Origin of the sequence: Rhizobium sp. Leaf371 (assembly GCF_001424045.1) — a bacterium.
Taxonomy (GTDB): domain Bacteria; phylum Pseudomonadota; class Alphaproteobacteria; order Rhizobiales; family Rhizobiaceae; genus Ferranicluibacter.
The window spans coordinates 312582-338236 of the sequence record NZ_LMQB01000012.1; the positions used below are offsets into that span (position 1 = coordinate 312582).

Here is a 25655-nt window from a genome sequence, read left to right on the forward strand (position 1 = left end):
AACAAGATTTTAAGCAATAAGCCATTTTCAGGCGGACATCATCCTTTTCGAATCACTATTTCTTAGGTGCCCCGCGCCGGGGGGCCGCACGCTGCACGATCGCGCGCGGATATCTGCAACTTTCCGCCCAAGGCGATTCCGGTTTGCGGATTTATGCAGTAGGCTTGCGATTCTCCGCGCCGCCTCAGGCTCCCTTTCCCTTCTCGTGCATGCAGGACCGATCTTATGGATCGCGACGAGCCCAACCCGCTTCTGGGTATTGCTCTCAAAGTATCGTCCGTTCTCGTTTTCGTGGCGATGTCGACCTTCATCAAATCGGCGGGCGACGGTATCGCCACGGGGCAGATCACCTTCTACCGCTCCGCTTTCGCCATGGTGCCGATTCTCGGCTATCTCGCGATCAAGGGCGATCTCGGCACCGCCTTCAGGACGCGCGATCCGTTCGGGCATCTCATTCGCGGCTTCATCGGCATTCTCGCCATGAGCTGCGGCTTCTACGGCCTGACGCATCTGCCGCTGCCCGAGGCGATCGCCATCGGCTATGCCATGCCGCTGCTCGCCGTCGTCTTCGCCGCCGTGTTCTTGAAAGAGGTCGTGCGCATCTATCGCTGGTCGGCCGTCATGGTCGGTCTTGTCGGGGTGATGATCATCACCTATCCGCGGCTGACGCTGTTTGCCGGTGGCGGTGGCGAGGCCGGCGCGGCCTATGGCGCGCTTGCGGTGCTGATATCGGCAGCGCTCGGCGCAACCGCGATGGTGCTGGTGCGCAAGCTCGTGATGAACGAGCGGACGCACACGATCGTGCTCTATTTCTCGCTGTCGGCCTCGCTGTTCTCGCTGCTGACCTTGCCCTTCGGCTGGGAGCCGCTCAGCTGGCGCGCCTTCCTGTTCCTGATGGCGGCAGGCTTTTGCGGCGGCGTCGCGCAATTGCTGCTGACGCAGAGCTATCGCTATGCGGATATGTCGACCATCGCGCCGTTCGAATACACGTCGATCGTGCTCGGCCTGGTGATCGGCTACTGGCTGTTCGACGACGTGCCCACCATCACCATGCTGATCGGCACCGCCATCGTCATCGGTGCCGGCATCTTCATCATCCTGCGCGAACACAGGCTGGGTCTGGAACGACGAGCCGCGCGCAAGCATGTGACGCCGCAAGGATGACACGGTCGCGGTTGCGTGAGGAGGGTCAGGGAGGAAAGGGGCCATGCGGGTGGCGTCGGGTGAAGACCCTAGGGCTCACGCGAATCGACCGAAGAGATGAAGGGGCAGCGTTCGCGACGCAGTTGCCCTCTCAAACGGCCGTCTTCCCAAACGGGTTGGTGCGGCGAAGAGGCAATGCCGAGGCGCCTCACGCCTGAGGCGCAAGACTGCGCAGCGGTTTTGCAATAACGACATGCGCAAAACGACGAGCGAAAGCGCAACACGCTGATCTGGAAGATCGCGCCTTAACGCGGCAGCAGGCCGAAGGTGCCTCGGTTCACATCCGAAGACGCGCGGAGATCGCGACTGAGGTCGGAAAAGGTCTGCGAGGCGCGCACGGCGATCCGGATGTCGGAGATAAAAGCGTTGAGCGCGCGAATGGGCATGGGGCAGTCTTTCAGTTGCGTCCGGAGACCGCCCGGATCGACGTTCGTCAGTCTCGTGATGACCGACAAAGCGCCGGACGGGCTCAGCGATCGTCGCTGAGACGGCTTAGCGCTGGATGAATTCGGCGTAGATGGTGGCAGGACGTGCGGCACGGGCATAGCCGGCGGCGGTCATCTGCTCGTTTGCTGCCGAGCCGAAGCCGCTGAACGGCGTGCGGAGGGCAGAGCCACTGCGGCGGAGCGTTTCGAAGCCGCAATGCAGGGGGCGCGGACGGGTGTTCATTGTCAGTTCCTTAAATTCCGTTCCTCCCGTGATGCTATATTGCGCCGCACCATGCTTTTCACAAGCCGTGAAGTCGGGTTGCTGCCATGCGCAACTTGCATGGCTTTTTGCATGCATCCTTCACAGTTTCTTCAAGATTGCGAATCGCGCGCAGAAACGCCTGCCCATGCCGACGTGTCAGGCATTGTCCGGTGCGGCGAACATCTGCAGGTCCTGCCAGGCGAGGCGCTTGCAGATCGGGGCCGACATCAGGTCCTGCGGATGCAGCGTTGCCAGTGCCCGAAACGTCTCGCCGCCGGTGGTGATCGTCCGCCAGTCGCCGCGCATTTCGTGGATCGTGTCGCTGCCGCCGAAGAAGAACCGCGCCGCGAAATTGCCGAGCACCAGGACACGCCGGGGCCGGGCGAGCGCAAACTGCCGGTCGAGAAAGGGCCGGCAGATCTCCAGTTCGCGCGCCGACGGCATGCGGTTGCCCGGCGGCCGCCAGGGAATGACGTTCGTGACCAGCACGCCCGCACGCTCGAGGCCGATCGCGGCCAGCATCTTGTCGAGCAGATCGCCCTGCCGACCGGCGAAAGGCCGCCCGTCGCGGTCGTCGTCGCCATTCGGTCCCGGCCCGACGATCATCAGCCCGGCGGCCGGATCGCCCTCGGCAAAGACCAGATTGCGGGCGCTGTTGCGCAGGTTGCAGCCGGTAAAGCCGTCAAGCGCGCTCTTGAGATCGGCGAGCGTCTGCGCCGAGCCTGCGGCGATCCGCGCCTCTGCCACGGCCTGCTCGTCGGGAATGGCGACCCGCGTCGAGACCGGGCGGGGTGCGGGGTCGGACTTGCCGCGGCCCTGCTGCTTTTCCACAGCGGGCGGTTGCGCGCGCCCGCCAGCCTCATTTTTGGGCGTCGTTCTGGACGAGCCTTGCGAATCCCGCAGAGCTTCGTCGCGGACGCCGGATCCAGCGCCGCCGCGTGTCGCCTGACTGGCGGCAAAGGCGGCGATCCGGTCGATCGGGTCGTCCTCCAGGAGCCAGTCCACGCCGGAATCCGCATGGAACGCGAGAAGCGCCGCAAGCTCGTGCGGCGACATCGCATCCAGGATCGGTCCGTCGGCAAACCGTGTCTCGTCGGGGGAGGTCATGGGACAAGGTTTACAGAAGCGCCGCCGTGCATGAAAGCGGCAATTGGCCGAAAGGCCGCCGCGTGACGCCCGGAAGCCTCAGTTCGCCTCCGCCGTCCACAGATCGATGTCGTCGCGGGCGCCGATCAGGGCCAGGCCATGGGCGATGGAGAGAAGTTCGCCGCCGCTCTCGATCTTTCCCGCATCGAACCGCCGCTCGAACAGGCGCCGCACGGCCGGCACGAAGGAGGTGCCGCCCGTCAGGAACACCTTGTCCACGCCACCCGCCGTCGTGCTCGTCTTTTCCAGCACCTCGTCCAGCGCGCTCTCGATTCGGCCGAGTTCCGGGGCGATCCATTGCTCGAAATCGGACCGACGCACGATCTTGCGGCTGCGTTCGCCGAGCGGTGCGAAGTAAAATTCGGTCTCGTCCTCGGCCGAAAGCCGCATCTTGGTGGCCGAGACCGCCTGGTAGAGCGGATAGCCTTCGTCATGCTCGATCAGGTCGATGAAGGCTTCGAGCTTTTCCGGCTCCAGCGAGGAGCGGACGAGCTGCTTCAGGTCGGCGAAGTCCTTCAGTGTCTTGAAGATCGACAGCTGGTTCCAGCGGCCGAAATTGGCGTAGTAGCCCGAGGGCACGTCGAGCACCTTGTCGAAGGAGCGGAACTGGGTGCCCTTGCCGATCAGCGGCGAGACGAGGTTGTCGATGATGCGGAAGTCGAAATGATCGCCGGCGACGCCCACGCCGGAATGGCCGATGGGCGTTGCCGACAGCACGCCGGCATGGGTCTCGAAGCGGATCAGCGAGTAGTCGGTGGTGCCGCCGCCGAAATCGGCGACCAGCACCGTCGCATCCTGCCTCAAGGTCTGGGCGAAGTAGAAGGCGGCCGCCACCGGCTCGTAGACATAGCGGATGTCCGAGAAGCCGAAGGTGCCGAGCGCCGTCTGGTAGCGCTCCAGCGCCAGATTGTCGTCCGGGTTCGCCCCGGCATAGCGCACCGGCCGGCCGACGACGATGCGGGTGCCTTCGACCGGCCAGGCGTCGCCGGCATAGTCGCGCAGGCGTGCGACGAAAGCGCGCATCAGGTCCTCGAACCCGTTGCGGCGCGCAAAGATCAGCGTGCCCTGGAACAGCGGGCTGGCCGCGAAGGTCTTGATCGACTGCAGGAAGCGCGCGTCGCCGGGATTGTCGATGAAGGTGCGGATGGCGGCCTGTCCCGCCTCGATCTGCAGGGCCTGCGCGCCGAGATTCGGATGCTTCATGAAGGACAGGGCGGTGCGCATCGTGTCGTAGCGGCCGGCAGGGCTGTCGAAACCGATGGCCTGCGTGCCGCCGCTGCCGACGGTGGCGAGGACGGAGTTGGTGGTGCCGAAATCGAAGCCGAGCGACGCGGTCATGATCTGTCTCCTGGTGCGGATCGCCGCGACGCAAGGCCGTCGCGCCGGAGCTCCGGCGCCGGGTCGGCGAGGTGTCGCGGGCGGTGCGATGCGGGCATGGGCCGGTCCGGCGGGACGGGCTTGCGGAAAGGGCCCTGCGAAAAGGCCCCTGCGAAAAGGCTCTGTGAAAGGACCCTGTGAAAGGACCCTGGGAAAAGAAATCTCGCCACTGGCGGCTTTGGGAAGGGCGCTCCCTCGCATGGGCCCGTGCGAAAAACAAGAGCGAATGGCCGGATCGGCATGGTCGATGGCGCACATCGGCTCGACAAGCCGGCGCGGATTTGACATGACGAAACGATGAAGACGGGTCCGGTAGCAGTCGCTGGGAGGCGGGGTGATCATGAGCGAAGCACAAGAATTGCCTGAGCGCGCCTTGCCTGAGCGCGAGAGCATGGATTTCGACGTCGTCGTGGTCGGCGCCGGCCCGGCCGGCCTTTCCGCTGCGATCCGGCTGAAGCAGATCGACCCGGAGCTGACCGTCGTCGTGCTGGAGAAGGGCGCGGAGGTCGGCGCCCATATCCTGTCGGGCGCCGTCGTCGATCCCTGCGGCATGGACGCGCTCCTGCCCGGCTGGCGCGAAGAGGCGGATCATCCCTTCAAGACGCAGGTGACCGAGGACCAGTTCCTGCTGCTCGGCCCGGCCGGCTCGCTGCGCCTGCCGAACTTCGCCATGCCGCCGCTCATGAACAATCACGGCAACTACATCGTCTCGCTCGGCAATGTCTGTCGTTGGCTGGCGGGCAAGGCCGAAGAACTCGGCGTCGAAATCTATCCGGGCTTTGCCGCGACCGAGGTGCTCTACGACGAGCAGGGCGCGGTGGTCGGCGTCGCCACCGGCGACATGGGCATCGAGAAGAACGGCGAACCCGGCCCGAACTTCGCCCGCGGCATGGAGCTGCGCGGCAAATACGTGCTGATCGGCGAAGGCGTGCGCGGTTCGCTCGCCAAGCAGCTGATCGCAAGATACGACCTGCAGAAAGACCGCGAGCCGCAGAAATACGGTCTGGGGATCAAGGAACTCTGGCAGGTGAAGCCGGAGAACCACAAGCAGGGTCTCGTACAGCACTCCTTCGGCTGGCCGCTCGGCCTCAGCACCGGCGGCGGCTCGTTCCTCTATCATCTCGAGGACAACACGGTGGCCGTCGGCTTCGTGGTGCATCTCAACTACAAGAACCCCTATCTCTACCCGTTCGAGGAATTCCAGCGCTTCAAGACGCACCCGGCGATCCGCGGCACGTTCGAGGGGGGCAAGCGCCTCTCCTACGGCGCGCGCGCCATCACCGAGGGCGGCTATCAGTCGGTGCCGAAGCTGACCTTCCCGGGCGGCGCTCTGATCGGCTGTTCCGCCGGTCTCGTCAACGTGCCCCGCATCAAGGGCAGCCACAACGCCGTGCTGTCGGGCAAGATGGCCGCCGAGAAGATCGCCGCGGCCATTGCGGCCGGCCGGGCGAACGATGAAGTGGTCGAGATTGAAAACGAATGGCGCGCCGGCCCGATCGGCACGGACCTCAAGCGCGTGCGCAACGTCAAGCCGCTCTGGTCGAAGCTCGGCACGGTGGCCGGCGTGGCGCTCGGCGGTCTCGACATGTGGACCAACCAGCTCCTCGGCTTCTCCTTCTTCGGCACGCTGAAGCACGGCAAGACCGATGCCCAAAGCCTGGAGCCGGCGGCCAAGCACAAGCGCATCGCCTATCCGAAACCGGATGGCGTCCTGACCTTCGATCGCCTGTCCTCGGTGTTTCTCTCCAACACCAACCATGAGGAAGACCAGCCGGTCCATCTCAAGGTGAAGGACATGGCGCTGCAGAAGCGCTCCGAGCACGACATCTATGCGGGTCCGTCCACACGCTACTGTCCGGCCGGCGTCTATGAATGGGTGGAGAAGGATGGCGACGAGGTCTTCGTGATCAACGCGCAGAACTGCGTGCACTGCAAGACCTGCGACATCAAGGATCCGAACGGCAACATCACCTGGGTTCCGCCGCAGGGCGGCGAGGGGCCGGTCTATCCGAACATGTAAGGCGCGTCGCTGGAGGCCCGTTTCACAAAAACGCCGAAAGCCCTCCGCTCTCCGTCCACGTCCTGTCAGGTCGGCCTGAAGAAACGGGGTGCGGAGAGGGAGGGTTTTTCTATGCGTGGATCGATCAATGCACGGTCATCCATTCGCGGGCCGAACGCAGCGCGATGGCGAGGTCGGCTTTCGACATGGTGGCGGCCAGTTCGGCGCGCAGCTCGGCGGCCCGCTCGGAGCCCTTGATGGCGGCGATGTTCAGCCATTTGTGCGCGGCGACCACATCGACGTCGCAGCCGCGGCCGGTGGCGTACATCAGGCCCATGTTGCAGAAGGCTTCCGCGCGGTTTTCGCCGGCGATCGTGGCATAGGTGAAATTCTGGAGGTCGAAGCGTGCCATTGTCGTTGTCCCTGTTGCGTTGAACGTTTCTTCGTGCAGTCCCTGTTTCGACCTCTGGAAGCCCGGCCCTCTGCGGGGCTCTTGATCTTCCGGAGGCTGTCGGCGGAGTGTTTCGTCTCCGCTCGTCTTATGGATTGAAGTATGCCGCACGGCCTTCAATGCGCGCTTAAAATGCATGATTAATTCGCGGCAAACGAAGTTCAAACGATTGGTAAACTTGGGTTTTCGTTAAACATCGCAGGCCCTGTATTGCCTGGCTTTCGCGTCAAATTTTACGCATCTTTCACGTCTGGATTTCAACGCTTCGTTCACCACGAAACGCATGGGCGCTCTTCGTCCCTGGAAAATCCGTGCGGCACGAGATTCTTCCAATGCGCTTTTGACATTCCTTTTACGTTCACGTAATTTTTGAATGCGGCGCTGGGGAGGCGCCTTTTGGGAGGAGATTTCATGAAGATCACATCGATTGTGTCTGCAGCCGTTCTGGGTTCGGCTCTTCTTGCCTTGCCCGCATTGGCGGCGGAGCCCATCGTCGGCAACTGGAAGACGGCAAGTGGCGAGACCGCAGCGATCGCGTCCTGCGGCGGCAGCTTCTGCATCACGGTGAAGACCGGCAAGAATGCGGGAAAGAAGATCGGCACCCTGTCGGGTGCTGGGGAAAGTTACACCGGCGAAGTGACCGACCCCGACAACGACAAGACCTATAGCGGTTCCGCCGCCGTCACGGGCAAACAGCTGAAACTCAAGGGTTGCGTGCTGAAGGTGCTTTGCAAGAGCCAGACCTGGAGCCGGCTCTGAGCCTTCGCTCCTTCGACCGTCGCCGGCGCCATGGCGGCCGGAAGGATGACGGATGGATGCCGGAAGGATAACGGAGCCCTCCGGCAGAAGGGCTCCGCTTTTGAAAGCGATCTACTGCGCGCGCTGGCCGAACAGGATCTTCTGCGCGTCCTTGTCTTCCGACAGATGTTTTTGCCGCTCGCGCTCCTCGCGACCGACATCGAAGCCGGCGATGACGGCGGGGCGGGCGGCCAGCGCCTCGAACCAGCGCTTCAGGTGCGGGAAGTCGTTGAGATCCTGCCCGCCGCTTTCATACTGGCGCACCCAGCCGAGGCAGGCCATGTCGGCGATCGAATAGTCTCCGGCCAGATAGTCCCGGTCGGCCAGGCGCCGGTTCATGACGCCGTAGAGGCGATTGACCTCGTTGGTGTAGCGCTCGATGCCGTAGGCGATCTTTTCCGGCGCATAGTGCCGAAAATGATTGGCCTGTCCCGCCATCGGGCCGAGCCCGCCCATCTGCCAGAACAGCCATTGATCGACATCGACGCGCGCCCGCTCGTCGCTCGGGTAGAAACGCCCGGTCTTGCGGCCGAGATATTGCAGGATGGCGCCGGACTCGAACACCGAAATCGGTGCGCCGCCCGGGCCGTCGGGATCGATAATGGCCGGCATGCGGTTGTTGGGGGCGATCTTCAGGAAGTCGGGTGCGAACTGCTCGCCCTTGGAAATGTTGATGTACTTGACCGCGTAGGGAAGGCCGAGTTCTTCCAGCAGGATGGTGATCTTCCAGCCATTGGGTGTCGGCCAGTAATAGAGGTCTATCGGTGCGGACATGTTTGGCTCCGGTCTCTCGCTTGCATCGGGTTCGACGCCAGCCTAGCGCAGAAAGCATCGAACCGGAACCGTTTGCGCAGGATGATCGGTCCTGCCGCGCGGGTCGGGCAGGCCGGATCGGCGGGTGTCGCGAGGACGAGTGGAGGAGACTCTGTGCAATGCAGCATTCAACCTGAACGGCACATGAACCGGCCTCTCAGCTAGAATTCAGTTTGGCTGTGCGAAAAGACGATCATCGAACCCACACCCACCCAAATCGCTCGAACGGATCGACTGTCATGGATATCATTGCTCGCCGCCTCACGATCATCAGCGCCCTCATGGTCGTCTTCGCCATGAGCCTGGCGGCCGCCGTCAGCGCCGACACCGAGCGCCGCCGCCAGCATGATTACACCACGACGCTGGCCGACTGCACCGCGCATACCGCGCAGTTCTGCCAGGCAAAGCTCTGACGCGAACCTGTTGCGCGCCGGCTTGACCGCCGCCCGATCCGGCACGCTCACCCTGTCGAACCCGCCACTTCCGGGCGGGTTCCGGGCCTCTTCTCTTTCTCCGGCATTGCAGAAGACCGGATGAAATCCGCTTGTGTCCACGCCGCGCCTGCGATCATCATCGCCCCATGTTCGGCCTTCCTGTCTCCACCATCCTCCTCTATGCGCTCGCAGCCCTGTTCGAGATCGCCGGCTGTTTCAGCCTGTGGGCCTGGCTCCGGCTCGGACGCTCCGCGCTCTGGCTCATCCCCGGCATCGCCAGTCTGGTGGCCTTTGCCTGGCTCCTGACATTCAGCCCGCAGCCGGCGGCCGGCCGGAGTTTCGCGGCCTATGGCGGCATCTACATCGCGGCATCGGTTCTCTGGATGTGGCTTGCGGAGGGCGTGCGGCCCGATCGCTTCGATCTCGCCGGCGTGCTGCTGGCGCTCGCCGGAACGCTCGTCATCATCGCGCCTTCGCGCGGCTGAAGACGTGCGGGAAGGAATTGCAGCGCGGCGGCGTCACTTGTCGTTTGCTTGTCAATTACGGCATCCTATAATGCCGTATGAGCGCACGAATCTCTTCCGTCCCCGTCCTTCCCATCGCCATGCCCGAGGCCTTCGAGCCCCAGACCTACGACGATCCCGTCCAGGCGGTGGATGCGCTGACCGCGCTCTATGAGCGCAACACCAATTTCCTCGTGGACGGGTTCACGGCGCTCGGCAAGGGCGTCGCCGCCAGCCGGTTCCGCGCCTGCTACCCGCAGGTCAGCATGGAAACCTCCAGCTTCGGCCATGTCGATTCGCGCCTGTCCTACGGCCATGTCACCGCGCCCGGCGTCTACACGACCACGGTCACCCGCCCCAAACTGTTCCGGCACTATCTCAAGGAACAGCTCGGCCTGTTGATTCGCAATCACGGCACGGGCATCACGGTGTCGGAATCCGCGACGCCCATCCCGCTGCACTTCGCGTTCGGCGAGGGCGCGCATGTCGAGGCGTCGCTGGCCGAGAATATCGATGTGCCCCTGCGCGACCTGTTCGATACGCCCGACCTCTCGACCACCGACGACGAGATCGCCAACGGTGCCTATGAGCCGGGCCCAGGCGAACCCTTTCCGCTGGCCCCGTTCACCGCACAGCGCATCGATTATTCGCTGGCACGCCTCAGCCATTACACAGCGACCAGCGCGGCGCATTTCCAGAACTTCGTGCTCTTCACCAATTACCAGTTCTACATCGATGAATTCTGCGTCTGGGCGCGCAAGCAGATGTCCGAGGGCGGCAATGGCTACACGGCCTTCGTCGAGCCGGGAAACATCGTGACGCAGGCCGGCTCCGACGAGCCGGACAGCGACCTGACGCTCGCCCGCCTGCCGCAGATGCCGGCCTATCACCTGAAGAAGAAGGGGCATGGCGGCATCACCGTCGTCAATATCGGCGTCGGTCCGTCCAATGCGAAGACCATCACCGACCATATCGCCGTGCTGCGCCCGCATGCCTGGCTGATGCTCGGTCACTGCGCCGGCCTGCGCAACAGCCAGGCGCTCGGCGATTATGTTCTGGCGCATGCCTATGTGCGCGAGGACCATGTGCTGGACGACGATCTGCCGGTCTGGGTGCCGATCCCGGCGCTTGCCGAAGTGCAAATGGCCTTGCAGGAAGCCGTGGCGGAAACCACCGGCTACGAGGGCTACGACCTCAAGCGCATCATGCGCACCGGCACGGTCGCGACCATCGACAACCGCAACTGGGAGCTTCGCGACCAGCGCGGCCCGGTCAAGCGGCTGTCGCAGTCACGGGCGATTGCGCTCGACATGGAATCCGCCACCATCGCCGCCAACGGCTTCCGGTTCCGGGTTCCTTATGGAACGCTGCTCTGCGTCTCCGACAAGCCGCTGCATGGCGAGCTGAAACTGCCGGGCATGGCAACGGCTTTTTACAAGAATCAGGTCAGCCAGCATCTGCAGATCGGCATTCGCGCTCTGGAAAAGCTGGCCGCGATGCCGCCGGAAAAGCTGCATTCCCGCAAGCTTCGCAGCTTCTTCGAGACGGCGTTTCAGTAGAGGCTTCGAAGGATGACCGCAGGCGGGCGCGCCGCCTCGGTCAGGCCGTCTGTTCCGGCGCCGGGGCGACGGCCGCAGCCTGCGGCGCCACCGATCGTCCCACGAGCAGCTTCAGTTCGCCCGCATGAATCCGGATATCGACGTCGCCGCGCAACGGCAGCAATTCGCCGTCGATGACGCAATTGATCTTGTGCCGGCGGGCGTGCGGGAAATAGAGCTCCACCTGCTTCACGCTCATCTCGGTGATCAGCGTGCTCTCGCGGAATTTTCCCCTGAGAATATCGAAGACGAGGCGTCCGACGCCCGGCGGGGTGAGGGGCGGCGCGGTGTAGAAGCCGAGATGGCCGCCGGTCAGGTCGTCCGCATACATCAGCGAATTGGCGCCGAAATGATTGTTGGAGACGGACAGGGCGGACACCTTGCGCCGTTCCGTCACGCCGTCGGCGCGAAACTCGATCTTGAACTGCGGCGGGTTGAAGACCACGCCGATCGCGGCCCGGGTGCTGGCCGAAATCTTGCCGAGGCGCGAGGCGAAGCTGTAGGATTCGCGGTAGCGCACCATGCGCGCATGCAGGCCCATGGAAAACTGGTGCACGAAGGCGCGACCATTGGCGCTGCCGATGTCGCCCTCGATCACCTCGCCATGGGCGAGCACGTCCAGCACCTTCCAGATATCGAGCGGCAGCTTCAGCGAGCGGGCAAAGAGGTTCATCGTCCCCGCGGGCACGACGCCGAGCGGCAGCCCGCTTTTCCAGGCGACGCCGGCGGCCGCGGAAATCGTGCCGTCGCCCCCGCCGGCAATCATCGCATCGAGGTCGTCGCGGTTGGCTGCTTTCTTGAGTTCCGCTTCCATGTCGCTGCCCGACACCACGGCGATCTCGATCTCATGGCCGGCAGAGCGGAAGGCGCCCTCCATCGCTTGGGAATAGGCAGCCATATCGGTGGTGCGAAAGGTGCCGCCGTCGCTGTTCAGTATCGCTTTGAGCTTCATGCGGATCCCGGCTGTGTCTGAGCGCAAGGCATGGGCAGACCGGGCAGGTCCCGGCCGGTCCCTCCTGCCGGATCGTATATGCGGCGTTTATCACAGGCTTCAAGATGAGCCCCGCCGGTGAATCCCTGCTTATTTCGCATTCGCGCATGAAGGCGACAGCGGTCCGCTGACGAGACGCGCTCTGCCGTCGAATGGACGGGCAGAGCCCTCACGCTGCGGCTTGCAGAACCACGACCTGATCGCCGGCCTTCACGCGATCGTAGAGATCGACGACATCGTGATTGAGCATGCGGACGCAGCCGCTCGACATCGCGTGCCCGATCGATCGCGGCTGGTTGGTGCCGTGAATGCGGAACAATGTGTCGTTGCCGCCGCGATAGAGATAGATCGCGCGCGCGCCGAGCGGATTGTTCGGGCCGCCCGGCAGGCCGCCGGCATATTTGAGGTTCCGGTCGGGGTCGCGACGAATCATGTTCGGCGTCGGCGTCCAGCTCGGCCATTCCGCCTTGCGGCCGATATAGGCATTGCCGGCCAGCGCATAGCCTTCGCGCCCGACGCCGATGCCGTACCGCATCGCGCGGCCATTGCCGAGAATATAGTAGAGCCGCCGCGCCGGCGTGTCGACCACGATGGTGCCGGCCGCATAGCTTGCGGGATAGGCCACGTCTTGGCGTCGCAGGTCCGGCTCGATCTGGTCCAGAGGCACCGCGGGCAGGGGGAAGCGTTCGTCGGGCAGGGCCGCATAGTTGAGGCGGGCAACCGATCCCGTGTCGGCGCAGCCGGCGAGAAGAGCGGAGAAACCGAGCAGCAGGCCGCGGCGGGAAATGGACATGAACAAGCCCCAAGTGGATGACTCTGGAGCGCTCAAAATGCCGGAATTATGGTTAACGCCTGGTAAAGACGCGCCACCTTGCGTTGTCGCCCGCGCTGTGGCCTTGCGCTGGCATCCGGCGTGCGTCGGGGAATCGTGACATCCTGTCATGGTTTGTGACATCCCGGTCACAGGGTTTGCCGGATCGTTTCGGCTCTTCGTGCGTTATGAACGGCCAAACGCATTTCCGCCCTATCTCGGGTCGATGTCCGTATCTCGTTCTGACAGGAGAATATCATGAACCAGTCCCTCGCCAGCATCGTCTGCGCTGCAGCCATCGCGTCCGGCACCCTTCCGGCCATGGCCGCCGACCTCGCTCCCGCACAATCCTATTCCGATTCCGGCGCCCGCAACGGCGTGAAGATCGGTTATCTCGATTGCACGATCGCCGGCGGCGCCGGCTATGTCCTCGGCTCGTCCAAGGAGGTCAATTGCGCCTTCAAGTCGACCATCGATGGCGAACCCGTCGATGACTACTCGGGCGCCATGCGCAAGCTCGGCATCGACCTCGGCTTCACCACCGAAGGCCGCCTGATCTGGGCCGTTCTCGCGCCCACGGCCGGCTATCACCATGGTTCGCTGGCCGGCCTCTACCAGGGCGCATCGGCCGAAGCCACGGTCGGTCTCGGCGTCGGTGCCAACATTCTGACCGGCGGCACGTCGGGCTCGATCCACCTTCAGCTCCTGAGCCTTCAGGGTCAGATCGGTCTCAACGTCGCCGCCGCGGGCACCTCGATGACGCTGACGTCGGTCAACTGATCGCCTGAAGCCTCGATTGACGAGACTTGAATGACGAAAAGAGCGCGTGGCCCCCGCCACGCGCTCTTTTCATGTCCCGTTCCCGCGCTCACGCCCGGCGAAGACGCTCCAGAACACGCGGCAGCGCCTGCGCGAAGGCATCCATCTCGGCCTGTGGACCGGCGCTGACGCGAATGCACCGGTTGAGCGGGGCCGCACCCGGCATGCGGATGAACACACCGGCATCGTCCATCAGCCCATCGACGATGGCGCGCGCGAAGGTCGCATCCGCGCCGCAATCGATCGCCACGAAATTCGTCGCGGACGGCAACGGCTTCAGCCCGGCCTCGTCCGCAATCCGGGCGATGGTCGCGCGCGCGGCGGCGATCTGGGCGATCACGGTCTGAAGATGGGCCTGATCCTGCAGCGCGGCCTCCGCCGCCGCCGTGCCGATGCGGTTCATACCGAAATGATTGCGGATCTTGTCGAAGGCCGCGGCCGTGCCGGGCGTGGAGATCGCATAGCCGATCCGCGCGCCGGCAAGGCCGTAAGCCTTCGAGAACGTCCGAGTCCGGATGATGTTCGGCCGGTCGATGAGGGCGGAGAGCGCGGGCAGGGTGCCGGTCGGTGCCGTCTCGCCATAGGCTTCGTCCAGCACCAGCAGGGTCGTTTCCGGCAGGGCCCGTGCAAAATCCAGCACGCTGTCGGCGTCCCACCAGCTCCCCATCGGATTGTCGGGATTGGCAAGATAGACCAGCGGTGCATCCTCGCGGATAACGGCCTCCCGCAGGCCCGCCAGGTTTTCCCGGTCGTCGCCGTCATAGGGTACGGTGATCAGTCGCCCGCCATGGCCGGCGACATGGAAATTGAACGTGGGATAGCCGCCGAGCGAGGTGACCACCGGCATGCCCGGCTCGATGACCAGGCGCACGATCTGCCCGAGAAGCCCATCGATGCCTTCGCCGATCGCCAGATTGTTCGGCTGCACGCCGAGGTGACGGGCGAGCGCCTGCTTCAGGTCGAAATTTTCGGGATCATTGTATTTCCAGACGCCCGACAGTGCGGATGTCATGGCGGCGACCACGCTCGCGGCAGGGCCGAAGCCGCTCTCGTTCGCCCCGATTCGCGCCGTCAGCCGGGCATGTCGCTGCCGTTCGATGGCTTCCGGCCCGACGAAAGGGACGGTTGCGGGGAGGGAACGGGCAAGCGGCGTGAAGCGGGCGAAAGCTGACATGATAAGGTCCGATGGTGACGACTTTTCGCCACCCTAGCAGAAACCGCCGCGCCGGAAACCGTCCGCCCCTCCAATCTCGAAGGACCGCTCTCAGACGGCGGCGTCGCCCAGCCAGCGCACGGCAAAGAAACCGCAGGCAGCGCCCAGCGCCGTGAGGAAGGTGCCCCAGATCATATCCACCACGCTCAGCATGGCCGGCCAGTTGCGCAGGGTGGAGAGGTTGGTGATGTCATAGGTGCCGTAGGCGGCAAGGCCGAGCACCGCACCATAGCCGATCGTCGTCATCAGCGACCCCGCCCGGAGCCCCGGAAGCACGGCGAGGATGACGATGGCCACGGCAAAGAACAGGTAGAAGACGGCGGCAACGGCAAGGTTCGGCTGCGGCGACATCAGGTCGCCGAGCTGGTCGCGGTAGAACGTCCGCGCCACGACGCCCAGCCACACGGCATCGACGACGAGGAAGGAAAGGAGGGTACCGGCATAGGCAATCAGATAGGTCTTCATCGTCGCGCTCCTGTTTTGCACGTCTACGGAGCGCGACCACAACCGGATTACCGTTTGTTGCGTCATTAGAGACGCCCCAAAGAAGCGCGAGGCGACGCAATCCGGCCATCAACGGCCCGTGCCTAACGCGTGGCGATGCTGTTCTGGGCGAAATCCATGCGGATCAGCTGGCGGATGAATTCCGGCGTCAGCTGCATATTGAAGCGCACGCCGAGTTCCGAGCCGCTGCGGTGAACGACGGTGCTGCCGATCTCCTCGGGAAAGCCGATGATCTCCACGAAGAAATGCTGCGGCAGGGAGACGGCCGGGTTGAAATCGATCATCGCGCCGCCGATCGAGATATGCCGCAAGAGCCCGTTATATTTCGTCTTCGGTTTCAGATGCTGACCGACCACGAGAATGCGGCAGGGGCGCTCGAGGAAGAAGTGCTTGTAGGTTGCACTCGTCTGCCCCGGACGGGCCTCCGCCCTGTGCATGATCATGGACATGGGATTGCTCCGGTCAAGGGTCGCTCGCTCTCGCCCTGATCCTTAGGCCGCGAGCCTTGTTTCAACCTTGTCGTTGCGGGCGTGAGGGCCCATGCGGCCAACGGTCCATCCAACCCGGCGCGCGCCATGCCGCCGAGCGATCGCCATACGCCACAGCACCCGGCCCCCGAGCACCTTCCCGTGCGGAAGACACCCGCATCTTCATGACCGTTTTGCGAGATCATCGCCAGAAAGACCAAATAGCCCTTGATCCCCACGTGGATTGATCCTATCAGGGGCCTCGACGGAGAGGTGGCCGAGTGGTCGAAGGCGCTCCCCTGCTAAGGGAGTATACCCGGAAGGGTATCGTGGGTTCGAATCCCATCTTCTCCGCCATTCCCGCCGATTTTACGCTATGGCGCGATATTCCGCTCGATGGTTACTCAATCACCGCCGAATTCTGCATGGGCGTCCGACTTGTCCCTATCTGTAGCGACAAAGGATGAGCGCCTCTCGACCCTGCTCATTCAGCCTTCCGTCATGCTTTGATCGCGAGGGCCAGCTGGCATCAATCCACGGTAGGGCCGCCCCTCGTCAAAGGTCAGCGTAGGGCGGCGTAGTCCTGTGAAAAAGGTCGTGAAATCCGGCCATACGGCTTCGAAAGGTGCATTGTTGCCGGGGGTCCAGTGCACGTCGTCAAACAAAACCACGCGCGGCTCGGTACGTCCGTTCCCATAGTCGAGGCAGAGAAACTCGTCCCATCCGGCTATCCGGATCAATCGGCCGGCTTCGGGAAGGTGCTCGCGCCAAGAATAGTCCGGGTCGTAGACGACTGTCTCCTGTAGCGCTTCCATGCTCGTGAGATCGCCGAGCGGCAGCAGCGCCTCGCCAGGCAAGCTCCCGCGCCACCACCTGTCGAAATCGGCTTCGGCCGGAGCAAGCGGTGCGCCGGGCTCGATCGCCGAGTAGATGAAGTCTGAACCGCCGCCATTCTGCTCCAGGTAAAGGGTTCGGAGCAAATTTGGCATCACGATGTTCAGCCGCTCCTCTGTCGCGCGGATTAGCGCGGCGTCGGCATGGGGCGGGTTAGACCAGTGAGGCTCTCCACGGAAGAACGTCGCGGTGCTCGGCTCGCCCGGTTCTATGACGAAGGGAGGGTAGAAAGACATGGGCGATCTCCTCTTCATGCGTTGCGGGGCGAAGCAAGGACAAGGCGGCCTGCTGTTCCAGCGATGCTACAAGCCACCCGCCCATCGAGAATGGCCAAAACCGCTGATGAACTGCGCCAATTGGCACTGAAAGTAGCGCCGTGCAGTGTTAGAGTGCAATAGCGTAGACGTCGTTCTCATCATCGTCGGGCGTGGCCCGCCATTTTATCTTCTTCATTCACCCGGTTTTTCGACGGTCCAATCGGTGATTGGAACTGCACGTTCGCGCAAGTCTGACGCTTTGCGGGAACGCCTATCGTTTCACCGCCGGATCCCGAAACGTCTTCAGCCGAGTCTCGGCCAATCTCCCGTTCGCTTCCCTCTCACGTCCGACGCATCTTCGCTGGCGCGCGTCTGACGGAAAGTTTATCTTGGGGGTTGATGGCGTTGCGGGCGGGGATCCCCATCTTCAGGGCAATTCGATACCGTCTTCGTCACGCGCGTTGCCGTGTCGTGGTGGCGGGGATAGCAAGCCTTCAAAGGAGACGTTCATGAGCGCCGCGTTCGGGCCCTATGTCCAGATGGTCAAACTCGCCCAGCAGATGGCGGTCATGTATCAGGCCGACGGGAACCTCGATCTGGAGCCGCTGGTGTCGCATTATGTCGACGAGGTGAAGGTCAACGTGCGGTCGGATGCGTTCGATCATCAGGGCTTCATCGACCGGATCCGGGAGGCTTTGTCCGCCGAGGCGATACGGGCAGGCGACAGCCGGCGCGGCATCTACCTTCGGTCGGTGGTCGAGGCGCTCGACGTCTGCGCGACGTCATTCTCCGGCAATCTGGGCACGAAAACACTCCCCGTGGGCAAGACGCTGTAATCGCGCGCGCGGGGGTTCCGCCACGCGCTTCTGCGCGCGCAGTCCGCTCCGTCGCAGGGGGAGGCCGAGGAGATCGCCGGGGCGGCGCTGTTCATTGGCTCGGACGATTCGCGCTTCGTCGATGACGCCCGAGGTCTCGCCGACGGCCGGCAGGGCCAGGTTCGAGAGCCCGCCCGCGGCGGCGGGCAGACGTCCGGTTCGGAGCCTGCCTTGAGGCCGGTTCACTTGAGGCCGGTTCACCTGAGGCCGGCTCAGGCGACGTGGGAGCGGCCCTCCGGCATCGGCCGGCCGATTTCGGGTTCCCCAATACCGTGAGCCCCGATTTCGTGAGCATTCACCATGGCGCCCGCAAGCTGGCGGAAACTGACCGTGCCCACGGGCTGCCCGCTCGCGTCCACCACTGTAGCCTCGTCCTCGGGCACGCCGACCAGCAGGCGAAGCGCCTCCTCGATCGTGACGGTCGAGGCCATGGTGCGGCCACCGGATGCCGTGCCACCGGACGCCGGTCCGCGCAGCGGCGTCATCACCGCCTCGACATGCACGACGCGACCGCGGTTCACCTCGCGCACGAAGCTTGCGACATAGTCGTCGGCGGGGCGCAGCACGATATCCTGGCTCGTGCCCTGCTGGATCACCTCGCCATCGCGCAGGATGGCGATCTGGTCGCCGAGCCGCAGCGCCTCGTCGAGATCGTGGGTGATGAAGACGATGGTCTTGCGGATCTCCGCCTGGATGTCGAGGAGCACCGACTGCATGTCCATGCGGATCAGCGGGTCGAGCGCGGAATAGGCCTCGTCCATCAGCAGCACGGGCGCATCGTTCGACAGTGCACGGGCGAGCCCCACGCGCTGCTGCATGCCGCCCGAAAGCTGGTTCGGATATTTGCTCTCGAAGCCTTTCAGCCCCACCCGCTCCAGCCAGCGCATGGCGATGTCGCGCGACGTCGTGCGCTCGATGCCTTGGATCTCCAGGCCGAACATGGTGTTGTCGAGCACGCTGCGATGCGGCAGCAGGGCGAACTTCTGGAACACCATGGCCGTCTGGTGGCGCCGGAAATTGCGCAGCTCGGCCGGTCCCATCTTCACGACGTCGACGCCATCCACCAGCACCTCGCCGGCGGTCGGGTCGATCAGCCGGTTGATATGACGGATCAGCGTGGACTTGCCGGAGCCCGACAGGCCCATAATCACCTGGATCGAGCCGGAGGCGATCTCGATATTGATATCGCGAAGCCCCAGCACATGGCCGTGCAAGGCGTTGAGCTCGGTCTTCGTCATGCCGTTGCGCACCGCCTCGACATGGGCTGCCGCATTGGGGCCGAAGATCTTGTAGAGATTGCGCACGGCGATGCCGCCGAAAGCCTTGGACGCAAGGGGGTCAGCCATGGACGATCTCCCGGTGTTTCTGCAGGCGCTTGCCATAGGCCTGGCTGACGCGGTCGAAGATGATGGCGATGCCCACGATGGCGAGCCCGTTGAACATGCCGAGCGTGAAATACTGGTTGGCGATGGCTTTGAGCACCGGCTGGCCGAGGCCCTGAACGCCGATCATCGAGGCCACCACGACCATGGCGAGCGCCATCATGATCGTCTGGTTGATGCCGGCCATGATGGTGGGAAGGGCGAGGGGGAGCTGCACCTTGAAGAGTTTTTGGCGATCCGACGTGCCGAAGGCATCGGCCGCCTCCAGCACGTCCTTGTCCACGAGCCGGATGCCGAGGTCGGTCAGCCGGATCATCGGGGGAATGGCGTAGATGACGACGGCGATGAGGCCGGGCACGCGACCGATGCCGAGCAGCATGACCACGGGAATGAGATAGACGAAGCTCGGCATGGTCTGCATCACATCGAGGATCGGATTGACGATCCGCCGGAACGTATCGGAGCGCGCCATGAGAATGCCGATCGGCAGGCCGACCGCGATCGACAGCACCGTGCAGACGAAGATCATCGCGACCGTCCGCATCGTGTCGGTCCACATGTCGAAATAGCCGATGAGCAGCAGCGTCACGAGACAGCCGAGCACGATCTTCACGCTGCGACTGGCAAACCAGGCGATCGTCAGGATGATCGCGGTGATGATCGGCCAGGGCGTCTGCGTCATGAAGCGATCGGTCGCGAGCAGGAAGGTCTGGAGCGGCGAGAACAGGCTTTCGATCGCGTCGCCATAGGTCCGGGTGAAGGCCCGAAATCCCTCGTCGATGGTCTTTTTCAGGTTGCGAAGCGCGTCGTCATCCATGTGTGGAAATGTGTAAAACCATTCCATGCGGGTCCCTTTCTCTGGAAGGAGCCGTGCGACGTCTTTTTCTTCTTCTGACGGCAAGCGGGAAGCGGCGTGCGCCGGCGCCGGGCCCAGATAGGCTCAAGCGCCGGCGCACGCCGCCTCAAAGGACGGAGCTCAGAGCGCCGCTTCGATCTTCGCGGCCGCGTCGGCCGAAACCCACTTGGTCCAGATGTCCTTGTTTTCCTTCAGGAAGTGCTTGGCGCCGTCTTCGCCGCTCGCCTGGTTGTCGGTCATCCAGGCCATCAGCTTGCCGATGGTCTCGTTGCTCCAGGAGCGCTTTTCGAGATAGGCCATGACCTCTGGCCCGGCCTTCTCGGAGAAGGGCTTGGCGACCAGCGTCACGATGGTATCGACCGGCCAGGCATTGGGCTTGGGGTCCGGGCAATCGGCAACCGTGTTGCAGCGCTTCCATTCGGCCGCATCCGCCGGTGCGCCGGCGTCGAGCTTGACCATCGGGTATTTGCCGAGCAGGGCGGTCGGTGCCCAGTAATAGGCGGCAAAGCCCTTCTCGCGCTCATAGGCCTTGGCGATCGCGCCGTCGAGGCCGGCGGCAGAGCCGGTATCGACCAGCGTGAAGTTCGCCTTCTCGCCGTCATAGGCCTTGAAGAGCTGCGTCGTCACCACGGTGCCGCCCCAGCCCTGCGGGCCGTTGAGCACGGCGCCCTTGCTCGGGTCTTCCTCGCTCGGAAACAGGTCAGGATGCTTCAGCAGGTCGGGAATGGTCTTGATGTCGGGATGCTTGTCGGCGAGATATTTCGGGATCCACCAGCCCTGGTTGCCGCCATCCGGCAAAGGCGAGCCGACCTTGACGATGCGGCCTTCTTCCGTGCCCTTGGCGACGACGTCCGGCAGCAGATCCACCCAGGCTTCGGGCGCGATGTCCGGCTGGCCCTTCTCGGCCATGGAGGTGATGGTGGGAACGGTGTCGCCGACGGTGATTTCCGCCTGACAGCCATAGCCTTCGTTGAGGATCAGCTTGTCGAGATTGGAGATGACCTCCGCGCTCTGCCAGTTCATGCTGGCAATGGTGACGCTGCCGCATTCGGCCGCGCTGGCCCCGGACAGGCCGGCAAACAGGCCCATGGTGAGGCAGGTGGAGGCGAGTAGTTTCTTCATTATCGTTCCCCTTTTATGGATGAGCGGCAAGGCAGAAAAAGCGGGACGCCGCAGACATCCGCTTCATAGGCTTGGAGATTCATGGGTCCTGAAGGACAGTCTCCTTATTCCAATCTTCGGCGCAGACCGCATCTGCGGCCCGCAGGTCTCCTTTCGTGAAAGGCCAGGGCCCTCGCGTGATGCAGGGAGTGTGGCGGATGGACCGGGCGACCGACAGTCCTGCCGCGCCATTCCAGGGCGCGATTAGACAGGCCGCGGCGCGATCGAACGGGCGGAACAGGTGGGTCGATGGACGTGTCGGCATGAGGATTGGTCGCTGCGCGGTGGCCATCGGGCCGGTGTTCGATATCGCCGCGACCGCCATTTCCGCTATCCCTGCCGGTAGCCGTGGCGGGCATGGAAACGGTCGAGCTCCCGCTGTTGCGGTTCCTGACCGGTGAAGATGGCGATGTACTGCGGAATGCGCTTCATCCGCAGCGCCACGTCCTCGCGGGCCTGCATGGAGATATAGCCGATCTGCACGAGATAGGTGGTGCGCGCCCGGACATCCGCCGCCACGTCGTCATGGCCGAAGCGTGCGAACATGCGGGCGAGCGCCGCCATGCGCGCCGCATCGGCGCGCTGCACCTCCGCCTCGATCTCGGGCGATTGCAGCGCCCAGCTGCGCACCGCAAATTCGAAGCGGGCATCGAACAGCGCGGTGTCGAGCCAGCAGTCGAACACGTTCAGCATCGCCTCGACGAGCGTCTCCGCATAGGCCTCCGACTGCCGGATGATGTTGCCGGTATTCGTGTCGCGCCAGCGGTCGATCAGCGCATCGAGCAGCGCCTCGCGATCCTTGAAGAACCAGTAGAAGCTGGTGCGCGACAGGCCAAGCTGCTTGGCGAGCGGCAGGATCTTGACCGAATCCACACCGGATTCCAGCAGCGAGGTGTAGGCGGCATCGAACCACCCCTCGTAAGACCCCCGCCAGCCGCTGTCGCTCACCGCTTGCTCCATACCCTCATGCCTACCAAATCCCGGCCGCGTGAACAAGGTGAATGTACACGCCTGTTTTGCGGATTGACACATGTGTACATTTCTCGTTAGCCTCGGCCCCGACGCATCGACCCCCGACGCATCAATCGGAGCCAAGGCATGTCCAGCGATCCCCTCCTGCAGCCCTACCGGCTGAAGCATCTGACCCTGCGCAACCGCATCATCGTGACGTCGCACGAGCCGGCCTATCCGGAAGACGGCATGCCCAAGGCGCGCTACAGGGCCTATACGGTGGAGCGGGCGAGGGGCGGCGTTGCGCTAACGATGACGGCGGGCTCGGCCGCCGTGTCGAAAGACAGCCCGCCGGTGTTCAACAATCTGCTCGCCTACAAGGACGAGATCGTTCCCTATATCCGCGAGATGACGGATGCCGTGCATGAAGAGGGCGCGGCGATCATGATCCAGCTGACCCATCTCGGCCGGCGCACCCGCTGGGACAAGGGCGACTGGTTGCCCGTGGTTGCCCCGTCGCACCAGCGGGAGGCCGCACACCGGGCCTTTCCGAAGAAGCTCGAAGACTGGGACATCGCCCGGATCATCAAGGATTTTGCCGACGCGGCCGAGCGCATGAAGGCCGGCGGCATGGATGGTGTCGAGCTCGAAGCCTATGGCCACCTGATCGACCAGTTCACCTCGCCGGCCACCAACGAACTCGACGGCCCCTATGGCGGCGCCTCGCTCGACACGCGCCTGCGCTTCTGTCTCGACGTGTTCAGGGCGATGCGCGCCCGCGTGGGCGAGGATTTCATTCTCGGCGTGCGCTACACGGCGGACGAATGTCTGCCCGGCGGCACGGGGCAGGCCGAGGGTCTGGAGATCTCGCGCCGCCTGCGCGACAGCGGTCTGATCGACTATCTCAACGTCATCCGCGGCCATATCGATACCGATCCCGGCCTCACCGACGTCATCCCCATCCAGGGCATGGCCAATTCCCCGCATCTCGACTTTGCCGGCGAGATCCGCGCCGCGACCAATTTCCCGACCTTCCACGCGGCCAAGATCCCCGACGTCGCCACGGCCCGCCATGCGATCGCGAGCGGCAAGGTGGACATGGTCGGCATGACGCGGGCGCATATGACCGACCCGCATATCGTGCGCAAGATCATCGAGAAGCGCGAAGAGGACATCCGCCCCTGCGTCGGGGCTAACTATTGTCTCGACCGCATCTATCAGGGCGGCATGGCCTTCTGCATCCACAATGCGGCGACCGGCCGTGAGGAGACCATGCCGCACACGATCGCCAAAGCCGACGTCCTGCGCCGGATCGTCATCGTCGGCGCGGGACCGGCGGGGCTGGAGGCCGCCCGTGTTTCGGCCGAGCGCGGCCACCACGTCGTCGTCTTCGAGGCGGCCAACCAGCCCGGCGGCCAGATTCGCCTGACCGCGCAGAGCGAGCGCCGGCGGGAGATGATGAGCATCATCGCCTGGCGTATGGCCCAGTGCGAAAAACAGGGTGTCACCTTCCACTTCAACAGCTGGGCGGATGCCGAGACGATCGCGGCCGAACAACCCGACGTCGTGATCATCGCCACCGGCGGCCTGCCGCACACGGATGTTCTCTCCACCGGAAACGATCTCGTCGTGTCTGCCTGGGACATCCTGTCGGGCGACGTGAAACCCGGCACCAACGTGCTGGTGTTCGACGATGCCGGCGACCATGCCGGCCTGCAGGCCGCCGAAATCATTGCGAAATCGGGCGCGAAGGTCGAGATCATGACGCCGGACCGCGCCTTCGCACCGGAGGTGATGGCGATGAATCTCGTGCCCTACATGCGCACGCTGCAGGCGCTCGACGCCACCTTCACGGTCACCTACCGGCTTCACTCCGCCGAGCGCCGCGGCAACGCCATCGTCGCCCGCGTCGGCAGCGATTACGGCGGCAACCTCAGCGCCGGCGCGAAGGAGCGCATCGTCGACCAGATCGTCGTCAATCACGGCACGATCCCGCTCGACGATCTCTATTTCGAGCTTCGCCCCGCTTCTCGCAACCTCGGCGAAGTCTCTTACGATGCCCTTTTGTCGGGAGAACCCCAGACCCTCGTCCACAACCCCGCCGGCACCTATCGCCTTTTCCGCATCGGCGACGCCGTCGCGGCGCGCAATACCCATGCCGCGATCTACGATGCGCTGCGTCTGGCGAAGGATTTGTGAGCGAGGCGCGGCACGAGGCTGGACGGGCCCCGGGTGGAGACCGGGATGGCCGCCGCCGTGCCTGCCGTCCGAAGCAGGGTCAGGCGCGCGTGTCCCGTGTCGCGGCCATGGACAGCGGGCAGGCGTTTGTCCGACCTCTTTCGCATGCCGGTCCGCTGCGGCGAGCCTGAATTTCCCCCTATTTTATGAGCTTTCCCAGCGACGGGCGGCAGGCGAGGTGCTAACGTCGGCTAATGGTTCTCTTCTCGGTTCACCACAAGACGTCCTATCGTTACAAGCGGCCGGTCGGCTTCGGCGAGCACCGGCTGATGTTTCGACCGCGCGACAGTTTCGACCAGACGCTGCTGGAGGCATCGCTTCATGTGTCGCCGGAGCCGAGCTATATCCGCTGGATTCATGACGTCTTCGGCAATTGCGTGGCTCTGGTCGGGTTCGAGAAGCCCGCGCGGGACTTGGCCTTCGAGACGCTGATCCGGCTGGAACACACGCCGCATGTGCCGATCGACTTCGAGATCGATGAAGAGGCGCGAACCTATCCTTTCGCCTACGATCCGGAAGAGGCTTTCGACCTCGAGCAGACGATGAAACGCCATTGTCCGGACCCCGAAGATCAGGTGGGGAAATGGGCACGCCAGTTCGTGCGCGTCGGCCGGCCGACGGAGACCGGGCATTTGCTGATGACGCTCTGCTTCGCGATCCGCGAAGGCTTCGTCTATGCGCGCCGGCAGGAACATGGGACGCAGCAACCTTTGGAAACCTTGCGTCTGCGCAAGGGAACGTGCCGCGATTTCGCGCTGCTGATGATGGAGGCCGCCCGCGCCCTGGGCCTCGCGGCCCGCTTCGTCACCGGCTATATCTATGTGCCGAGTCGGGATGGACAGGTGACGCTCGGTGGCGGATCGACCCATGCCTGGTGCCAGGTCTATCTGCCGGGAGCAGGCTGGGTGGAGTTCGATCCGACCAACGGCATCGTCGGCAACCGGGACCTGATTCGCGTCGGCGTGGCCCGCACGCCCCGGCAGGCGGTGCCGCTCTCGGGAAGCTATGACGGCAAGAAGGGCGACTTCGACAGCATGACCGTGCAGGTCAACGTCATCAGCGAAGCGTTGCAGGCCGGCAGCGTCGCGCAGCCCGCAAACGTCAATGCGCATCCCGAAGGCCAGAAATCCGACGTCATCGACGCCTCGGAGCGCGCGCATGCGCAACCATCCGTCTCACACGCCGTTTCCCGTCCAGCATGACCTCCCGCCACGCCGCACCGAA

General features: G+C 64.1%; 26 protein-coding genes and 1 tRNA gene. 11 read left to right on the plus strand and 16 right to left on the minus strand.

Features of this window, described 5'->3' with window-relative positions; all coding sequences use genetic code 11:
- The first annotated feature begins 225 nt into the window (after positions 1 to 225).
- Complete coding sequence (locus ASG39_RS09460) at positions 226 to 1164, plus strand: DMT family transporter (protein WP_062594734.1); 939 nt, start codon at positions 226 to 228, stop codon at positions 1162 to 1164.
- A gap of 284 nt (positions 1165 to 1448) precedes the next feature.
- On the opposite strand, the gene ASG39_RS23795 is transcribed toward ASG39_RS09460, so the two are convergent.
- From ASG39_RS23795 to ASG39_RS09470, 4 genes are all read right to left on the minus strand, one after another.
- Positions 1449 to 1589 carry a hypothetical protein gene (locus ASG39_RS23795; RefSeq protein WP_156468090.1) on the minus strand — a complete coding sequence of 47 codons (141 nt, stop codon included), beginning with the start codon at positions 1587 to 1589 and terminating at the stop codon, positions 1449 to 1451.
- 106 nt (positions 1590 to 1695) lie between these two features.
- Positions 1696 to 1872: a hypothetical protein gene (locus ASG39_RS24215; RefSeq protein ID WP_165914988.1), complete on the minus strand. Its 177-nt coding sequence runs from the start codon at positions 1870 to 1872 to the stop codon at positions 1696 to 1698.
- Positions 1873 to 2049: 177 nt separating this feature from the next.
- On the minus strand, positions 2050 to 2961 hold the full coding sequence (locus ASG39_RS09465) for a uracil-DNA glycosylase (protein ID WP_062594949.1): 912 nt from the start codon (positions 2959 to 2961) through the stop codon (positions 2050 to 2052).
- A 117-nt stretch (positions 2962 to 3078) separates the two neighbouring features.
- A complete protein-coding gene (locus ASG39_RS09470; protein WP_062594735.1) occupies positions 3079 to 4377 on the minus strand; it encodes an Hsp70 family protein in 1299 nt (432 codons plus the stop codon).
- Between the two features lie 379 nt (positions 4378 to 4756).
- Between ASG39_RS09470 and ASG39_RS09475 the strand changes: the two genes are divergently transcribed.
- Positions 4757 to 6436, plus strand: coding sequence for an electron transfer flavoprotein-ubiquinone oxidoreductase (locus ASG39_RS09475; RefSeq protein WP_062594950.1), 1680 nt, complete (start codon positions 4757 to 4759; stop codon positions 6434 to 6436).
- Between the two features lie 124 nt (positions 6437 to 6560).
- Here ASG39_RS09475 and ASG39_RS09480 read toward each other — a convergent pair whose 3' ends face one another.
- The gene (locus tag ASG39_RS09480) at positions 6561 to 6827 is read right to left on the minus strand and encodes a sel1 repeat family protein (protein WP_062594736.1); all 267 of its coding nucleotides are present in this window, start codon (positions 6825 to 6827) and stop codon (positions 6561 to 6563) included.
- 450 nt (positions 6828 to 7277) lie between these two features.
- On the opposite strand from ASG39_RS09480, the gene ASG39_RS09485 reads away from it, so the two are divergent.
- Positions 7278 to 7625, plus strand: a complete 348-nt coding sequence (locus ASG39_RS09485; protein ID WP_062594737.1) for a DUF2147 domain-containing protein — start codon at positions 7278 to 7280, stop codon at positions 7623 to 7625.
- A gap of 111 nt (positions 7626 to 7736) precedes the next feature.
- Here the strand turns inward: ASG39_RS09485 and ASG39_RS09490 are convergent, their stop codons facing one another.
- Positions 7737 to 8438 (minus strand): glutathione S-transferase N-terminal domain-containing protein, encoded by a 702-nt coding sequence (locus ASG39_RS09490; protein ID WP_062594738.1) that lies wholly within the window; start codon positions 8436 to 8438, stop codon positions 7737 to 7739.
- Between the two features lie 278 nt (positions 8439 to 8716).
- On the opposite strand from ASG39_RS09490, the gene ASG39_RS24220 reads away from it, so the two are divergent.
- The 3 genes from ASG39_RS24220 to ASG39_RS09500 all read left to right on the plus strand — a co-directional run bounded on the left by ASG39_RS24220 (position 8717) and on the right by ASG39_RS09500 (position 10973).
- Entirely contained in the window at positions 8717 to 8890 is a 174-nt protein-coding gene (locus ASG39_RS24220) for a hypothetical protein (protein WP_132533847.1), read from the plus strand.
- A 167-nt stretch (positions 8891 to 9057) separates the two neighbouring features.
- Positions 9058 to 9396 (plus strand): YnfA family protein, encoded by a 339-nt coding sequence (locus ASG39_RS09495; protein WP_062594951.1) that lies wholly within the window; start codon positions 9058 to 9060, stop codon positions 9394 to 9396.
- Positions 9397 to 9473: 77 nt separating this feature from the next.
- Complete coding sequence (locus tag ASG39_RS09500; protein WP_062594739.1) at positions 9474 to 10973, plus strand: AMP nucleosidase; 1500 nt, start codon at positions 9474 to 9476, stop codon at positions 10971 to 10973.
- A 40-nt stretch (positions 10974 to 11013) separates the two neighbouring features.
- Here the strand turns inward: ASG39_RS09500 and ASG39_RS09505 are convergent, their stop codons facing one another.
- A complete protein-coding gene (locus ASG39_RS09505) occupies positions 11014 to 11964 on the minus strand; it encodes a diacylglycerol kinase family protein (protein WP_062594740.1) in 951 nt (316 codons plus the stop codon).
- A gap of 208 nt (positions 11965 to 12172) precedes the next feature.
- Complete coding sequence (locus tag ASG39_RS09510; RefSeq protein WP_062594741.1) at positions 12173 to 12796, minus strand: L,D-transpeptidase; 624 nt, start codon at positions 12794 to 12796, stop codon at positions 12173 to 12175.
- Positions 12797 to 13072: 276 nt separating this feature from the next.
- Here ASG39_RS09510 and ASG39_RS09515 point away from each other — a divergent pair, with 276 nt between their 5' ends.
- Positions 13073 to 13594, plus strand: a complete 522-nt coding sequence (locus ASG39_RS09515) for a DUF992 domain-containing protein (protein ID WP_062594742.1) — start codon at positions 13073 to 13075, stop codon at positions 13592 to 13594.
- A gap of 88 nt (positions 13595 to 13682) precedes the next feature.
- Here ASG39_RS09515 and ASG39_RS09520 read toward each other — a convergent pair whose 3' ends face one another.
- The 3 genes from ASG39_RS09520 to ASG39_RS09530 all read right to left on the minus strand — a co-directional run bounded on the left by ASG39_RS09520 (position 13683) and on the right by ASG39_RS09530 (position 15799).
- Positions 13683 to 14807 (minus strand): pyridoxal phosphate-dependent aminotransferase, encoded by a 1125-nt coding sequence (locus ASG39_RS09520; RefSeq protein ID WP_062594743.1) that lies wholly within the window; start codon positions 14805 to 14807, stop codon positions 13683 to 13685.
- Positions 14808 to 14897: 90 nt separating this feature from the next.
- A complete protein-coding gene (locus ASG39_RS09525; protein ID WP_062594744.1) occupies positions 14898 to 15311 on the minus strand; it encodes a DUF2177 family protein in 414 nt (137 codons plus the stop codon).
- Between the two features lie 122 nt (positions 15312 to 15433).
- Entirely contained in the window at positions 15434 to 15799 is a 366-nt protein-coding gene (locus tag ASG39_RS09530) for a PilZ domain-containing protein (RefSeq protein ID WP_062594745.1), read from the minus strand.
- Positions 15800 to 16084: 285 nt separating this feature from the next.
- Between ASG39_RS09530 and ASG39_RS09535 the strand changes: the two genes are divergently transcribed.
- Positions 16085 to 16174 (plus strand) — tRNA-Ser (locus ASG39_RS09535).
- Positions 16175 to 16305: 131 nt separating this feature from the next.
- Here ASG39_RS09535 and ASG39_RS09540 read toward each other — a convergent pair.
- On the minus strand, positions 16306 to 16947 hold the full coding sequence (locus ASG39_RS09540) for an SMI1/KNR4 family protein (RefSeq protein ID WP_062594746.1): 642 nt from the start codon (positions 16945 to 16947) through the stop codon (positions 16306 to 16308).
- Between the two features lie 530 nt (positions 16948 to 17477).
- Between ASG39_RS09540 and ASG39_RS09545 the strand changes: the two genes are divergently transcribed.
- Positions 17478 to 17804 (plus strand): hypothetical protein, encoded by a 327-nt coding sequence (locus ASG39_RS09545; protein WP_200943876.1) that lies wholly within the window; start codon positions 17478 to 17480, stop codon positions 17802 to 17804.
- A 251-nt stretch (positions 17805 to 18055) separates the two neighbouring features.
- On the opposite strand, the gene ASG39_RS09550 is transcribed toward ASG39_RS09545, so the two are convergent.
- The 4 genes from ASG39_RS09550 to ASG39_RS09565 all read right to left on the minus strand — a co-directional run bounded on the left by ASG39_RS09550 (position 18056) and on the right by ASG39_RS09565 (position 22202).
- Positions 18056 to 19189, minus strand: coding sequence for a glycine betaine/L-proline ABC transporter ATP-binding protein (locus ASG39_RS09550; RefSeq protein WP_082477099.1), 1134 nt, complete (start codon positions 19187 to 19189; stop codon positions 18056 to 18058).
- Complete coding sequence (locus ASG39_RS09555) at positions 19182 to 20069, minus strand: proline/glycine betaine ABC transporter permease (protein ID WP_062594747.1); 888 nt, start codon at positions 20067 to 20069, stop codon at positions 19182 to 19184. Before ASG39_RS09555 ends, ASG39_RS09550 begins: the two co-directional genes overlap by 8 nt.
- Before the next feature lie 132 nt (positions 20070 to 20201).
- Positions 20202 to 21203: an ABC transporter substrate-binding protein gene (locus tag ASG39_RS09560; protein WP_062594748.1), complete on the minus strand. Its 1002-nt coding sequence runs from the start codon at positions 21201 to 21203 to the stop codon at positions 20202 to 20204.
- 369 nt (positions 21204 to 21572) lie between these two features.
- Positions 21573 to 22202 carry a TetR/AcrR family transcriptional regulator gene (locus ASG39_RS09565; protein ID WP_062594749.1) on the minus strand — a complete coding sequence of 210 codons (630 nt, stop codon included), beginning with the start codon at positions 22200 to 22202 and terminating at the stop codon, positions 21573 to 21575.
- Positions 22203 to 22340: 138 nt separating this feature from the next.
- Between ASG39_RS09565 and ASG39_RS09570 the strand changes: the two genes are divergently transcribed.
- Both ASG39_RS09570 and ASG39_RS09575 read left to right on the plus strand, forming a co-directional pair.
- On the plus strand, positions 22341 to 24392 hold the full coding sequence (locus ASG39_RS09570; RefSeq protein WP_062594750.1) for an NADH:flavin oxidoreductase: 2052 nt from the start codon (positions 22341 to 22343) through the stop codon (positions 24390 to 24392).
- Between the two features lie 233 nt (positions 24393 to 24625).
- Positions 24626 to 25633 carry a transglutaminase family protein gene (locus ASG39_RS09575; protein ID WP_082477101.1) on the plus strand — a complete coding sequence of 336 codons (1008 nt, stop codon included), beginning with the start codon at positions 24626 to 24628 and terminating at the stop codon, positions 25631 to 25633.
- Positions 25634 to 25655 lie beyond the last annotated feature (22 nt).

Bases quoted from the DNA above. Each gene is read 5' to 3' on its own strand.
- ASG39_RS09575 (WP_082477101.1), top strand. From the start codon at position 24,626: ATGGTTCTCTTCTCGGTTCACCACAAGACGTCCTATCGTTACAAGCGG.
- ASG39_RS24220 (WP_132533847.1), top strand. From the start codon at position 8,717: ATGGATATCATTGCTCGCCGCCTCACGATCATCAGCGCCCTCATGGTC.
- ASG39_RS09485 (WP_062594737.1), top strand. From the start codon at position 7,278: ATGAAGATCACATCGATTGTGTCTGCAGCCGTTCTGGGTTCGGCTCTT.
- ASG39_RS09560 (WP_062594748.1), bottom strand. From the start codon at position 21,203: ATGAAGAAACTACTCGCCTCCACCTGCCTCACCATGGGCCTGTTTGCC.
- ASG39_RS09540 (WP_062594746.1), bottom strand. From the start codon at position 16,947: ATGTCTTTCTACCCTCCCTTCGTCATAGAACCGGGCGAGCCGAGCACC.
- ASG39_RS09490 (WP_062594738.1), bottom strand. From the start codon at position 8,438: ATGTCCGCACCGATAGACCTCTATTACTGGCCGACACCCAATGGCTGG.
- ASG39_RS09520 (WP_062594743.1), bottom strand. From the start codon at position 14,807: ATGTCAGCTTTCGCCCGCTTCACGCCGCTTGCCCGTTCCCTCCCCGCA.
- ASG39_RS09480 (WP_062594736.1), bottom strand. From the start codon at position 6,827: ATGGCACGCTTCGACCTCCAGAATTTCACCTATGCCACGATCGCCGGC.
- ASG39_RS09515 (WP_062594742.1), top strand. From the start codon at position 13,073: ATGAACCAGTCCCTCGCCAGCATCGTCTGCGCTGCAGCCATCGCGTCC.
- ASG39_RS09530 (WP_062594745.1), bottom strand. From the start codon at position 15,799: ATGTCCATGATCATGCACAGGGCGGAGGCCCGTCCGGGGCAGACGAGT.
- ASG39_RS09550 (WP_082477099.1), bottom strand. From the start codon at position 19,189: ATGGCTGACCCCCTTGCGTCCAAGGCTTTCGGCGGCATCGCCGTGCGC.
- ASG39_RS09500 (WP_062594739.1), top strand. From the start codon at position 9,474: ATGAGCGCACGAATCTCTTCCGTCCCCGTCCTTCCCATCGCCATGCCC.
- ASG39_RS09545 (WP_200943876.1), top strand. From the start codon at position 17,478: ATGAGCGCCGCGTTCGGGCCCTATGTCCAGATGGTCAAACTCGCCCAG.
- ASG39_RS09470 (WP_062594735.1), bottom strand. From the start codon at position 4,377: ATGACCGCGTCGCTCGGCTTCGATTTCGGCACCACCAACTCCGTCCTC.
- ASG39_RS09505 (WP_062594740.1), bottom strand. From the start codon at position 11,964: ATGAAGCTCAAAGCGATACTGAACAGCGACGGCGGCACCTTTCGCACC.
- ASG39_RS09565 (WP_062594749.1), bottom strand. From the start codon at position 22,202: ATGGAGCAAGCGGTGAGCGACAGCGGCTGGCGGGGGTCTTACGAGGGG.
- ASG39_RS09495 (WP_062594951.1), top strand. From the start codon at position 9,058: ATGTTCGGCCTTCCTGTCTCCACCATCCTCCTCTATGCGCTCGCAGCC.
- ASG39_RS09570 (WP_062594750.1), top strand. From the start codon at position 22,341: ATGTCCAGCGATCCCCTCCTGCAGCCCTACCGGCTGAAGCATCTGACC.
- ASG39_RS24215 (WP_165914988.1), bottom strand. From the start codon at position 1,872: ATGAACACCCGTCCGCGCCCCCTGCATTGCGGCTTCGAAACGCTCCGC.
- ASG39_RS23795 (WP_156468090.1), bottom strand. From the start codon at position 1,589: ATGCCCATTCGCGCGCTCAACGCTTTTATCTCCGACATCCGGATCGCC.
- ASG39_RS09460 (WP_062594734.1), top strand. From the start codon at position 226: ATGGATCGCGACGAGCCCAACCCGCTTCTGGGTATTGCTCTCAAAGTA.
- ASG39_RS09510 (WP_062594741.1), bottom strand. From the start codon at position 12,796: ATGTCCATTTCCCGCCGCGGCCTGCTGCTCGGTTTCTCCGCTCTTCTC.
- ASG39_RS09525 (WP_062594744.1), bottom strand. From the start codon at position 15,311: ATGAAGACCTATCTGATTGCCTATGCCGGTACCCTCCTTTCCTTCCTC.
- ASG39_RS09555 (WP_062594747.1), bottom strand. From the start codon at position 20,069: ATGGAATGGTTTTACACATTTCCACACATGGATGACGACGCGCTTCGC.
- ASG39_RS09475 (WP_062594950.1), top strand. From the start codon at position 4,757: ATGAGCGAAGCACAAGAATTGCCTGAGCGCGCCTTGCCTGAGCGCGAG.